At 65.0% G+C, this 10751-nt stretch carries 14 protein-coding genes; 10 read left to right on the forward strand and 4 right to left on the reverse strand.

What is annotated here, in order from left to right; genetic code table 11:
- Positions 1 to 8: 8 nt before the first annotated feature.
- Entirely contained in the window at positions 9 to 1085 is a 1077-nt protein-coding gene (locus NKI97_RS18145) for an NAD(P)/FAD-dependent oxidoreductase (RefSeq protein ID WP_352835667.1), read from the forward strand.
- On the opposite strand, the gene NKI97_RS18150 is transcribed toward NKI97_RS18145, so the two are convergent.
- Both NKI97_RS18150 and NKI97_RS18155 read right to left on the reverse strand, forming a co-directional pair.
- Positions 1079 to 2452, reverse strand: coding sequence for an amidase (locus NKI97_RS18150; RefSeq protein WP_352835669.1), 1374 nt, complete (start codon positions 2450 to 2452; stop codon positions 1079 to 1081). The genes NKI97_RS18145 and NKI97_RS18150 overlap by 7 nt on opposite strands.
- A 170-nt stretch (positions 2453 to 2622) precedes the next feature.
- Positions 2623 to 2838 carry a DUF6356 family protein gene (locus tag NKI97_RS18155; RefSeq protein WP_023717932.1) on the reverse strand — a complete coding sequence of 72 codons (216 nt, stop codon included), beginning with the start codon at positions 2836 to 2838 and terminating at the stop codon, positions 2623 to 2625.
- A gap of 115 nt (positions 2839 to 2953) precedes the next feature.
- On the opposite strand from NKI97_RS18155, the gene NKI97_RS18160 reads away from it, so the two are divergent.
- From NKI97_RS18160 to NKI97_RS18170, 3 genes are all read left to right on the forward strand, one after another.
- Complete coding sequence (locus tag NKI97_RS18160; RefSeq protein ID WP_023676368.1) at positions 2954 to 3424, forward strand: Lrp/AsnC family transcriptional regulator; 471 nt, start codon at positions 2954 to 2956, stop codon at positions 3422 to 3424.
- A gap of 84 nt (positions 3425 to 3508) precedes the next feature.
- A complete protein-coding gene (dut, locus tag NKI97_RS18165) occupies positions 3509 to 3994 on the forward strand; it encodes a dUTP diphosphatase (protein WP_023717930.1) in 486 nt (161 codons plus the stop codon).
- Positions 3994 to 4650, forward strand: a complete 657-nt coding sequence (locus NKI97_RS18170) for an HAD family hydrolase (RefSeq protein ID WP_352458656.1) — start codon at positions 3994 to 3996, stop codon at positions 4648 to 4650. The genes dut and NKI97_RS18170 overlap by 1 nt, the downstream gene beginning before the upstream one ends.
- A 33-nt stretch (positions 4651 to 4683) precedes the next feature.
- Here NKI97_RS18170 and NKI97_RS18175 read toward each other — a convergent pair whose 3' ends face one another.
- The gene (locus NKI97_RS18175) at positions 4684 to 5268 is read right to left on the reverse strand and encodes a TetR/AcrR family transcriptional regulator (RefSeq protein ID WP_352835672.1); all 585 of its coding nucleotides are present in this window, start codon (positions 5266 to 5268) and stop codon (positions 4684 to 4686) included.
- Between the two features lie 82 nt (positions 5269 to 5350).
- Between NKI97_RS18175 and NKI97_RS18180 the strand changes: the two genes are divergently transcribed.
- The 4 genes from NKI97_RS18180 to NKI97_RS18195 all read left to right on the forward strand — a co-directional run bounded on the left by NKI97_RS18180 (position 5351) and on the right by NKI97_RS18195 (position 8588).
- Entirely contained in the window at positions 5351 to 5761 is a 411-nt protein-coding gene (locus NKI97_RS18180) for an SRPBCC family protein (protein ID WP_352747273.1), read from the forward strand.
- Between the two features lie 75 nt (positions 5762 to 5836).
- Positions 5837 to 6694, forward strand: a complete 858-nt coding sequence (locus NKI97_RS18185; RefSeq protein WP_352835675.1) for a hypothetical protein — start codon at positions 5837 to 5839, stop codon at positions 6692 to 6694.
- 77 nt (positions 6695 to 6771) lie between these two features.
- Positions 6772 to 7575 (forward strand): isocitrate lyase/PEP mutase family protein, encoded by an 804-nt coding sequence (locus NKI97_RS18190; protein ID WP_352448503.1) that lies wholly within the window; start codon positions 6772 to 6774, stop codon positions 7573 to 7575.
- A 14-nt stretch (positions 7576 to 7589) separates the two neighbouring features.
- Entirely contained in the window at positions 7590 to 8588 is a 999-nt protein-coding gene (locus NKI97_RS18195) for a proline racemase family protein (RefSeq protein WP_352835678.1), read from the forward strand.
- Here the strand turns inward: NKI97_RS18195 and NKI97_RS18200 are convergent.
- Entirely contained in the window at positions 8585 to 9280 is a 696-nt protein-coding gene (locus NKI97_RS18200) for a sulfate transporter family protein (protein WP_352448505.1), read from the reverse strand. The genes NKI97_RS18195 and NKI97_RS18200 overlap by 4 nt on opposite strands.
- 215 nt (positions 9281 to 9495) lie before the next feature.
- Here NKI97_RS18200 and NKI97_RS18205 point away from each other — a divergent pair, with 215 nt between their 5' ends.
- Together NKI97_RS18205 and NKI97_RS18210 are read left to right on the forward strand one after the other, a co-directional pair.
- Positions 9496 to 10488, forward strand: a complete 993-nt coding sequence (locus tag NKI97_RS18205) for an adenosine kinase (protein ID WP_352448506.1) — start codon at positions 9496 to 9498, stop codon at positions 10486 to 10488.
- A gap of 126 nt (positions 10489 to 10614) precedes the next feature.
- Positions 10615 to 10751, forward strand: a 137-nt coding sequence (locus NKI97_RS18210) for a helix-turn-helix domain-containing protein (protein WP_352835686.1), incomplete at its 3' end; no start/stop codon positions are given.

Raw genomic sequence — 10751 nt, forward strand, 5'->3', positions numbered from 1 at the left:
AGTGAAGCATGACAGCTGCGAAAGAAGTGATCGTCATCGGCGCCGGCATCATCGGCGCCTCCATCGCCTGGCACCTGACCAGGGCTGGAGCAAAGGTGACGGTCGTTGCCGGCAGCGGCGCCGGCGGCGTCGCGACACCGAATTCCTTTGCCTGGATCAATGCCAGTTGGGGCAATCCGGAGGTCTATTTCCGCCTGCGCATTCGGTCGATGGCCGAATGGACGCGATTGGCGAACGAGGTGCCCGGCATCCCGTTGCAATGGTGCGGTGGCCTATGCTGGGACCTGCCACGTCCCGAACTTGAGGCCTATGCGGCCGAGCACTCCGCATGGGGCTACGGCATCGAGCGTGTCGACCGTGCCGGAGCGGCGCGCATCGAGCCAAATCTGACCGAGCTTCCCGATTTCGCCCTTTATGTCGCCGAGGAAGGCGTTGCCGAGCCGGTCGCCGCCACGCAAGCACTGCTGGCCGACGCCGAACGGCGCGGCGCGCGAATTGTAGCCGGGACGACCGTCACCGCTCTGGTGCAAGCCAACGGCAGGATTGCCGGCGTCGATACATCCGGCGGGCGGATTGCTGCCGACGAGGTGGTGATCGCGGCCGGAGCCGGCTCTCCGGCACTAGCGGCAACAGCCGGGATAGAACTGCCGATCGAGGCGCCGCCCGGCCTGATCGTGCATTCGCGCCCCTACGAAAAGCTGCTCAACGGCCTGGTGATCGGCGACCGCCTGCATATGCGCCAGACGGCGGAAGGCCGCATCATCGCCGGCTCGGATTTCGGCGGCGCCGATCCCGGCATGGATGCCGCGGCCACCGCCCGCGACCTGTTTGCAGCGATGAAGGCGATGCTGCGCGGCACTGATGGGCTGGAACTCGATTTCCACGCCATTGGCTACCGGCCGACGCCGGTCGATGGCTTTCCGATCATAGGCCGCGCCGAAGGCACGAGCGGCGTCTACGTCGCGGTCATGCATTCCGGCATCACGCTGGCACCGGCCGTCGGCCTGTTCGCCGCCTGCGAAATCCTCGACGGCGAGCGCGATCCTCTGCTTGATCCCTACGGGCTGGCGCGGTTTACTCAATAACCGGGCGGGCGGCGAAAGCCGCCGGCCAGCGGGTCGATTGCCCTGGCGATCCCGAGCAGGCGCGACTCCGACCAGCGTTTGCCAACAATCTGTAGTCCGATGGGCAGGCCATTGCTGTCCTGTCCGCAGGGCAGCGACAGTGCGGGGTGGCCGCTGTAGTTGAACACCGCGCCATAGGCCGGCAGCATCCAGTAGCTTTGCTCGCTACCGTCGACCCCGATCGGCGTTCCTGGCTCGCAATGCGGGAAGGCGGTGGCCATGGCGACCGGGCACAGCAAGGCGTCGCAGCCGTCGAAGAACCGTTCCCACGCCAGGATGGAGCGGTCGCGGCGGGCGAGCGCCTCGAACCAGCGCGAGACCGGTGTCGGCTTCTCCCGCGGTTCGGGCTGCGCCGCCTCCAGCATCATGCCGATCAGCGCACCGCCTTGTGCTAGGTCGTCGTGCAGGTCGAACTCCGGCAACTTAGCTTCCTCGACGATGGCGCCCGCGGCCTGAAGCTCTTTTGCCAGACTTTCGACCGCCGCGCTGATTTCGCCGGCCACCGGAAAGCCCGGAAAGGACGGCGCGACGGCAATCCGCAAATTTCTGAGATCCAGCTCCGGCATGGTTTCGACCGGTACCGGCGCAAGGTCGGTATCGCTTCCATCCGGCCCGGCAATAAGGCGGTAGATCAGTGCCAGGTCCTCGACGCTGCGCGCCATCGGTCCGAGGCAGGAGATCAGCCTCACGCTGCGCGGCGCCCCGCCTGGATCGGGGAAGGCGCCGGCGAGCGAGACGCGGTGCTCGGTCGGCTTGAGGCCGTAGACGCCGCAAAAGGCAGCGGGCAGCCGGATCGAATCCTGCATGTCGGTGCCGACCTCGAACGGCGTCATTCCGGTGCCGAGCGCCGCCGCCGCACCGCCACTGGAGCCGCCGGCGGTGCGCTGGAGATTCCAGGGATTGCCGGTGCGGCCAAACAGCGGATTGCTCGACTGCCAGTCACCGAGCATTGTCGCCACGTTCGTCTTGCCCACCAGTATGCCGCCTGCCGCCTTCAGCCGGGCAACGACCGGACTGTCTGCCCTCGGGGCATAGTCGGCGAAAGCCGGGAAGCCGACAGTGGTTCTCATGCCCGCTGTTTCGTGCGTGTCCTTCAGTGTGAACGGCACGCCGTGTAGCGGCCCAAGGGCCTCGCCGCGCGCCTGGGCTTCGTCGGCCTTGCCGGCGCGTTGCCGCGCACCTTCCCGATCGAGGGTTACGACTGCGTTGACCGCCTCATTGTGCCTGTCGATCTGCGCCAGATGCGCGTCCAGCGCTTCCACAGCGGAAATCTTGCGGTCGCGAATGGCGGCAGCCAATTCTGTCGTCGGGGAAAGGACGATATCCATCGTGGATGCTCCGGGCTATCGCGCCGCGATCCCCAAAATGGCGGATTGGCGCGTGGATGCAAGCCTCGCTCGGCATTCGACGAAGGCGACGCTTGATCGGGATTGTGCTGCGGGGCCCGTTGAGGGGCGGCCCTGTCCAGCGGCCTCGCCGCGCTCGGCGCCTCTACGGCCTACCGTCCCCTGTTGTGCGTCCGTTCGTAGAGTTCACGGATGATGCCGCTTGCCGTGGTCTCGAACAGAAACGGCAAGAAAGCATGAATGAGCGCGGCAAATGCCGCCATGAACAATCGCGACGAGAACCATGCGGCGAAAGCCATATGGCCGAAATAGCTCTCGCCGACCGCGGCCGGGTGAGAGGTGAAAAGTCTTGCGAGCCGTGCGGTCATGTCGATCCCTCCTGCCGGCATGAAGAGCCGGCGATGAGTATACTGGCATGGGTGTTCGGTTCATCGGTCTCAAATTGTCCTTGTGAAAGGCTGAATTTTGGGACAAACATCCCGCATGGCGCCGGAAATCGACGAAATAGACCGGAGATTGCTGGCCGAGCTGCAACGCGACGGCACACTGTCCGTCGACCAGCTCTCGGCAAGAATATCGCTGTCGCGCAATGCTTGCTGGCGCCGGGTCAAGCGGCTGGAGGAAGACGGCGTCATCACCGGCCGGGTGGCGCTGGTCGACGCCGACAAGCTTGGGCTCGGCCTTTCGGTGTTCATCCTGATCCGCACCTCCAACCACGATCCCGACTGGCTGCAAAGATTCCGAGCGGCGGTGACCGGCTTTGCCGAGATCACCGGCGCCTACCGCATGTCCGGCGATCTCGACTATGTCCTGCGCGCCCGCGTCGCCGATGTGAAGGCCTATGACCGGCTCTATCAACGGCTGATCGCCAAGGTGGCACTATCGGACGTTTCGGCCTCCTTCGTCATGGAGGAGATCAAGGAGACCACGGTCGTTCCGATGGAACTGCGCTGAAGCGGAACTGTGCTGAAAGAAAGCCGTTGATAGCATTGCCGCCGAGTTGACTGGACCGGCGTTCGCGACGATAGGATCAGCCTCATGCGCGCAGCACTTTATCCCACCTCCGTCATCGGTCCGGCTGTCGGCTTTGTCAGGCTGCCGCATGGCGAGGGCTTGCCGCTTCCGGCCTATGAAAGCTCGGGCGCCGCCGGCATGGACCTGCGCGCCGCCGTCCCGGACGACAGGCCGCTTTTGATCCTGCCGGGAAAGCGCGCGCTGGTGCCGACCGGGCTGGTCCTGGAAATTCCTGAGGGCGTCGAAGGCCAGGTCCGGCCGCGTTCGGGCCTCGCCTTCAAGCACGGGCTCACCTGCCTCAACACGCCGGGCACCATCGACAGCGACTATCGCGGCGAGGTCAAGGTGCTGCTGATCAATCTCGGCGACGAGGATTTCGCGGTGACGCGCGGCATGCGGATCGCCCAGATCGTCTTCGCCCCGGTGACGCAGGCGACCGTCGAGGAGCGCACATTGGCTGGCGGCACAACGCGCGGCTCGGGCGGCTTCGGATCGACCGGCACGGCCTGATGAAAATACCCAAGCTCGTCATCTTCGATTGCGACGGGGTTCTGGTCGACACCGAGAACCTGGCCAATCGGCGCCTCGCCGAATGGCTGACCGCGGCCGGCTTTCCGGCCAGCTTCGAATATTGCCGCAAGAATTTCTCCGGCCGCAGCATGGTCTCGGTGCAGAAGGAAGTCGAGGCGACCGGCGTCAGCCTCGGCGCCGATTTCGTCGAGCGCTGGAACGCCGGCCTGCCGGACCTGTTCGCGCATGGCGTCGAGGCCATCCCCTACGTTCGCGAGTTCATCGAAACCGTGCACGCCGCCGGCATCGCCACCTGTGTCGCGTCGTCGGCACGGGTGTCCAAAATGCACATCACGCTCGGCCAGACCGGACTGCTGCCGCTATTCGAGCATGCGCTGTTCAGCTCGACCATGGTCTCGCGTGGCAAGCCGTTCCCCGACCTCTTCCTGCATGCGGCAGCGACGATGGGCTTCGCGCCCGCCGACTGCATCGTCATCGAGGACAGCGTCGCCGGCACGGCAGCCGGCATCGCCGCCGGCATGCGCGTCTATTCCTACCACGGCGACCCGCTTTCCGACCGCGACGGGCTGATCGAAGCCGGCGGCATCCTGTTCGACGACATGCGTGAACTGGCCGGGCTGGTGCCGATCCACTGACCGCCTTTGCGCAGCCTGCATGCGCGCCAGATCTCAGACCGGGCGCGGCGCCCCAAGTACTCGGTCGACCGTGTCGCGTATGAGACTGCGCAGATTGGCCGGCCTGTCGAGATGACTGACGACAAGGAGGCCGTCGGCCGCCACCGTTAGCGCGTCTGCGGTGCGGTCCGGATCGGGATTTGCGTCAGCGATCAGCAGATCCCTTAGGATGCCCCACTTCCAGTGACGATGCTTATCGATTGCCTGGCGAACCGGGCTCCTCGCGTCGGGGTATTCGGCCGCGGCATTCTGGAACGGGCAGCCGCGGTAGCCCGGCTGATCCGCCGCGTCGGCAATAAGATCGAATACGGCAAGGATCATCAAGCGAGGTGGCCGCCGGCCAAGGCTCGCGATTGCCGCCCGTCCTCCCTTGCTGATCTCCTCGATATAGGCGCGGACGAGGTCGTCCTTGGCCGCGAAGTGATGATAGAACGTCGCCTTCGCAACGCCGGCCTCGGCGATGATGCGGTCGATGCCGACTGCACGGACCCCCTCCAGAGAAAACAGCGCGGTCGCCGTATCGAGGATGCGGCGGCGCGCAAGACTTTCGGGACGATCGTTGATTCGGGCTGCGGACATGCCTTGACCGTATAGCAGACAGGTCTGTATACATCCACATGTAGACAGACAGGTCTACCTATTAACAGAGGGACCAGCGAACATGGCTTCGATAGTCAGGGAAATCATCGTAGATGCTTCACCGGAAAGCGTATGGGCGACGGTGGGCGACTTCGCCGGCGGCGCCCAACGGATAGCCCCAGGCGTTTTCGTCGACTGCCGGGTGGATGAGGGCGACGTGCGGGCCCTTACTTTCGCCGACGGCAAGATCGTGCGAGAGCGGCTCATCGCCCGCGACGAGCAGAGCCGGCGGATCGTGTGGGGATGGCTCGGCGATGAGGTCACCCACGATAATACCTCCATGCAGGTCTTTGCCGAGGGCGAGGGCCGGAGCCGCCTGGTCTGGATCCACGACACTCTGCCCGACGAACTCGGCGCGTGGCTCGCAGTCGCCATGGATCAGCTGGTGCCGGTTTTCCAGCAGACCCTGGCGAGCCAAGCCAAGCCAACATAGTGAGGCAACGCCAGGGGTTTCCTCTTGGTCGCAAAATGCTCTAGCTTGCGCGCGCCCGACATAACGAGCGCGCGCATGACCTTCTCCCTGCTTCGTTTCATCTTTGCCTGCCTGCTGCTGCCCTGTCTTTGGACGACGGCCAGCGCGGAGGCCGTCAGCTTCCCGGAGCTCGGCAGCGCCGTCCCCGGCCACGGCGATGTCACCTATCTCGATCTCGCCAGGATGGTCATTCCCGATCTGGCCGCGGACAAGGACGGCTTTTTCCGGGGTCCGATTCCGATCGAGATGCGCCACATCGCTGGACCGGACTACGACGGCTCGCCGCCGGCGACGTCGGGTCTTTCCAGCGGCGACGTGCTCGACATCAAGGCCGGCGGCAAGGACCGGCTGGCGATGCTGTTCGACCTCGGCGACTCGCCTGACAGCGCTGAGGGTTATGCCGTGCTGGCACTCTACGACATCACCGGCAAGCCGGCCTTGCTCGACGCGGTCAATGTTGCCGTCGACCGCAGCACCTACTTTCGCGATCCGGGCAAGCTGTCGATCGGGCCCGGCGATGACGTCATCATCACCACGAGCACGCATTTCAATTCGAGCCAGGGCTATGTGATCGCACCGCTGGTCATGGTCCGCAACGACAGGTTCGAGCTGATCGACATGATCTATACGTTCGACGAAAACCTCTGCACCAACCGAAGGACGCAGAATGCGGCCTTCCAGGCGATTGCCGACGGCCAGCCTTATGCAGCCATCAAGGTTACGGTGACCGACGCGACGCTGCCGGGCGATGAAAGCTGCGACGGCCAGCCGCCGCCAGAGGCGTCTTCGCGCGACATTTCCGTCACCTATCATTGGGACAAAATCGCTTCGCGCTACGTCAAGGATTCCGATGCGCTGGACCGATTGGCGGATGAGAACGCCAAACGCTTCTGAGCCAACCGCATTTGTTTGCCCGGCGCGTTCCGCCGGGCTAGAATTTGCCTCACATTCTGCACTGGAGGGGAGCATCCATGGACAAGGGCAAGATTTTTCGCGACCTGCATGCCTCGATCTTCGTCATGGCCAATTCCTGGGACGTTGGCACGACCAAGCTCTTGGCCTCATTCGGCTTCAAGGCGCTGGCCACGACCAGCGCCGGCTTTGCCTTTTCGCGCGGCCTGCCCGACGGCGCGGTGACGTTCGAGGCGATGATCCATCATTGCCGTGAAGTGTCAGCGGCGACCGGGCTGCCGGTTTCGGCCGACCTCGAAAAGGGCAAGGGCGACAGCGCGACAAGTGCCGGCGAGACCATCTTCGCCGCCGAGGCGGCTGGCCTCGCCGGCTGCTCGATCGAGGACCATACCGGCGAGCCCGCCAAGCCGATCTATGATTTTTCGCATGCCGTCGATCGCGTCGCGGCGGCGGCGGAAGCGGCACGGGCACTGAAACGCGATTTCGTCTTCACCGCGCGGGCCGAGAATTTCCTGTGGGGCAAGCCCGATCTCGACGACACGATCAAGCGGCTGCAGGCCTTCGAGAAGGCCGGCGCCGACGTGCTCTATGCACCGGGGCTGGGCGACATCGAGATGGTGCGAACCGTCTGCTCGGCGCTGACCAAGCCGGTCAACGTCATGGCCAGGCCCGGCTTCACCATCGCCGACCTGGCCATGGCGGGGGTAAAGCGCGTCTCGCTCGGCCCATGGCTGACCAATTTCGCCTTCGGCATGCTGGAGACCGCGGCGCGCGAGATCCAGCAGGATGGCACGTTCGGCTTCATCCGCGCCGCCATGCCGTTCGGCAAGCTGCAGGCGCTGTTTGCCAAATCTTCAGCCTAGGTCGGGCCCGGCGAATGACGCTCACCGTCGTCGACATGCACACCGGCGGCGAGCCGCTGCGGATCGTCACCGGCGGCTACCCCGACATTCCCAAGGGCACGATCCTCGAAAAGCGTGCCTATGTGCGCGACTATCTCGATCATCTCAGAAAGATCCTGATGTTCGAGCCGCGCGGCCATTACGACATGTATGGCGCGCTGCTGGTGGAGCCCGACCTGCCGGGCGCCGACCTCGCGGTGCTGTTCATGCACAATGAGGGCTATTCGACGATGTGCGGCCACGCCATCGTCGCGCTCGGCCGCTACGCGGTCGACGAACGGCTGGTGGCGCCACGCGAGCCGCTGACGACGGTCAACATCGAAGCGCCATGCGGGCTGATTTCGGCTGCGGTCGAGCTGAGGGACGGCAAAGCCGGTGCGGTGTCCTTCGAAAGCGTGCCGGCGTTTCTGTTTGCCGGCGACCAGCGGATCGAGCTGCCGGGCTATGGTCCGGTCGGCTTCGACGTCGCCTATGGCGGCGCCTTCTATGCGCTGGCCGAATGCCGCCAGTTCGGGCTGGAATTCGGCAGGAACCGCGTCCGCGATTTCGTCGATGCAGCGACCGCGCTGACTGATAAGCTGAAGGCCGAATTGCCGCTGTTGCATCCCGACCACGCCGATCTCGCCTTTCTCTACGGTACCATCCTGACCGACGGACAGGATGCGTTCTCCGATACGCCGACCAAAAACATCTGCGTTTTCGCCGAGGCCGAGGTCGACCGTTCGCCGACCGGCTCCGGCGTCACCGCGCGGCTGGCGGCCATGCACGCCAAGGGCCAGATCGAGATTGGCCGAACGCGGCTGTTCGAGAGCATCGCCGGCTCGCGCTTTTCCGGCGCCGTCGTACGCACGGCCACAGCCGGGCCGCATGACGCGATCATCGCCCGCGTCGGCGGCCGCGCCTATTACTCAGGGCGGGCCGAATTCATCGTCGAGGACGATGATGAACTGGGGCGCGGCTTTCTGCTGCGCTAGCTCCCTTCCCGTGCCGAGATCGCCTTGTGCAGATGCACCATCATGGCGGCGGCGAACAGCGGCGTCAGAAGGTTGAGCAGCGGCACGGCGAGGAAAGCGGCGACCACCAGCCCGGCCAGGAACACGGCGATGGAGTGCTTTCTGCGCAACGCCTTGGCCTCGGCCTCCGGGCGAAAGCGCATGGCGGCGAACTCGAAGAATTCGCGCCCGAGCAGATAGCCGTTGACGACGAAGAAGGCGGCAATGTTGATGCCCGGCACCAGGAGCAGCAGCAGGGCGACGATATTGCCGAGGATGACGACGCCGAAGAACCGGATCGCCAGCACCAGCGAGCGCAACGCCGGCACGGCGCGGCCGGGCGGGTCGTTTGGATAATCCGTGCGCTCGACCACTTCGGCGACGTCGTCGAGGAACAGGCCGGCGATGATCGCCGTCACCGGCGCGATGAGCAGCGCCAAGCCCAGCGCAAGGCCGATGCCGGCGACGACGGCGCCCAGCCATCCGGCCCAGGAGGGTAGGGCGGGCAGCCATCCATCGATCCACGGCCAGGCCAGCCATTCGAACAGGCTCTTGATCCCGAACCAAAGCGCCGCCAGCGCCAGCAAGGTCAGCGCCAGCGTCTTCAGGAACACGGAACGGAATTCGGGCGAGAACAGCCGGCTCAAGGCGGCGCGGGCGGCGTCGAGGATCACGGCGTTTCCAATTCCATGTCAAACGAGGCCCATGGGCGATATTTCGGGATAGGCGGAGACAGGTCGCGAGACAAGCGCAAACCGCGCGATACGAAGCATCTGCGTTCTGCCCGGATTTATAACTCGCGGCCTAGGCAAAGCCGCATCAAACCGCTAGACCCGCCCGCGCCCGGCGTGGCAGAAAGCCGGTGGGTTTTTGGCGGAGACATGAATTGATGCCGGACTATGACGTGCTTTGTATCGGGAATGCCATCGTCGACATCATCGCCCAGTGCGACGAGGCGTTCCTGGAGACGAACGGCATCATCAAGGGCGCGATGAATTTGATCGACACGAGGCGCGCCGAACTGCTCTACAGCCGCATGGGCCCGGCCATCGAAGCCTCGGGCGGCAGCGCCGGCAACACGGCGGCGGGCGTCGCCTCCTTCGGCGGCCGCGCCGCTTTCTTCGGCAAGGTCTCCAACGACGCGCTCGGCGAAATCTACGCGCATGACATCCATGCCCAGGGCGTCGCCTTCGACACCAGGCCGCTTAACGGCGAACCTCCGACAGCGCGCTCGATGATCTTCGTCACGCCCGACGGCGAGCGCTCGATGAACACCTATCTCGGCGCTTGCGTCGAGCTCGGCCCGGAGGACGTCGAGGCCGACAAGGCGTCGGGCGCCGCCGTCACTTATTTCGAGGGCTATCTGTGGGACCCGCCGCGCGCCAAGGAGGCGATCCGGCAGACGGCGAAGCTCGCCCATGCCGCCGGGCGCGAAGTGTCGATGACATTGTCGGACTCGTTCTGCGTCGACCGCTACCGCGACGAGTTCCTCGATCTCATGCGCTCCGGCACCGTCGACATCGTCTTTGCCAACAGCCACGAGATCAAGTCGCTCTACCAGACCGCGTCGTTCGACGAGGCGCTGGCCCAGATCCGCAAGGATTGCAAGATCGCCGCCGTCACCCGCTCGGAAAAGGGCTCGGTGATCGTGCGCGGCGACGAGACCGTGACCATCAATGCGACCAGGATCCGCGAGCTGGTCGACACCACCGGCGCCGGCGACCTCTACGCCGCCGGCTTCCTCTACGGCTACACGCAAGGCCGCAGCCTGAAGCAGTGCGGCGATCTCGGCTCGCTAGCGGCCGGGCTGGTCATCCAGCAGATCGGCCCAAGGCCACGCCAGAATTTGCGCAGAGAGGCCGAGCAGGCGGGGCTGCTGTAGCGGCACCTCTTCCTTCTCCCCCTTGTTTGGACTGGGGACATCGCGAACAGATGTGCGAGGACATCGCGAACAGTTTTGCGCTTTTGCGCGAGGGGGTTCGGGATGCCATTCGAGGACAGAAGCGTGATGAAGCAGAAGCTGGAGTTTGTGAGGCTGGCGTCGGCGAAAGGAGCGAATATAAGCGTGCTGTGCCAGCGCTTCGGTATCGGCCGGACCTGTGGCCACAAGCTGCTTTCGCGCTATCGGATCGAGGGGGAGGCTGG

The organism is Mesorhizobium sp. M0296 (genome assembly GCF_040321675.1).
In the GTDB taxonomy this organism is placed as follows: domain Bacteria; phylum Pseudomonadota; class Alphaproteobacteria; order Rhizobiales; family Rhizobiaceae; genus Mesorhizobium.

Excerpts from the sequence above, each read along its gene's own strand:
- NKI97_RS18145 (WP_352835667.1), top strand. The coding sequence starts at position 9 with ATGACAGCTGCGAAAGAAGTGATCGTCATCGGCGCCGGCATCATCGGC.
- NKI97_RS18150 (WP_352835669.1), bottom strand. The coding sequence starts at position 2,452 with ATGGATATCGTCCTTTCCCCGACGACAGAATTGGCTGCCGCCATTCGC.
- NKI97_RS18155 (WP_023717932.1), bottom strand. The coding sequence starts at position 2,838 with ATGACCGCACGGCTCGCAAGACTTTTCACCTCTCACCCGGCCGCGGTC.
- NKI97_RS18160 (WP_023676368.1), top strand. The coding sequence starts at position 2,954 with ATGGCGCCGGAAATCGACGAAATAGACCGGAGATTGCTGGCCGAGCTG.
- dut (WP_023717930.1), top strand. The coding sequence starts at position 3,509 with ATGCGCGCAGCACTTTATCCCACCTCCGTCATCGGTCCGGCTGTCGGC.
- NKI97_RS18170 (WP_352458656.1), top strand. The coding sequence starts at position 3,994 with ATGAAAATACCCAAGCTCGTCATCTTCGATTGCGACGGGGTTCTGGTC.
- NKI97_RS18175 (WP_352835672.1), bottom strand. The coding sequence starts at position 5,268 with ATGTCCGCAGCCCGAATCAACGATCGTCCCGAAAGTCTTGCGCGCCGC.
- NKI97_RS18180 (WP_352747273.1), top strand. The coding sequence starts at position 5,351 with ATGGCTTCGATAGTCAGGGAAATCATCGTAGATGCTTCACCGGAAAGC.
- NKI97_RS18185 (WP_352835675.1), top strand. The coding sequence starts at position 5,837 with ATGACCTTCTCCCTGCTTCGTTTCATCTTTGCCTGCCTGCTGCTGCCC.
- NKI97_RS18190 (WP_352448503.1), top strand. The coding sequence starts at position 6,772 with ATGGACAAGGGCAAGATTTTTCGCGACCTGCATGCCTCGATCTTCGTC.
- NKI97_RS18195 (WP_352835678.1), top strand. The coding sequence starts at position 7,590 with ATGACGCTCACCGTCGTCGACATGCACACCGGCGGCGAGCCGCTGCGG.
- NKI97_RS18205 (WP_352448506.1), top strand. The coding sequence starts at position 9,496 with ATGCCGGACTATGACGTGCTTTGTATCGGGAATGCCATCGTCGACATC.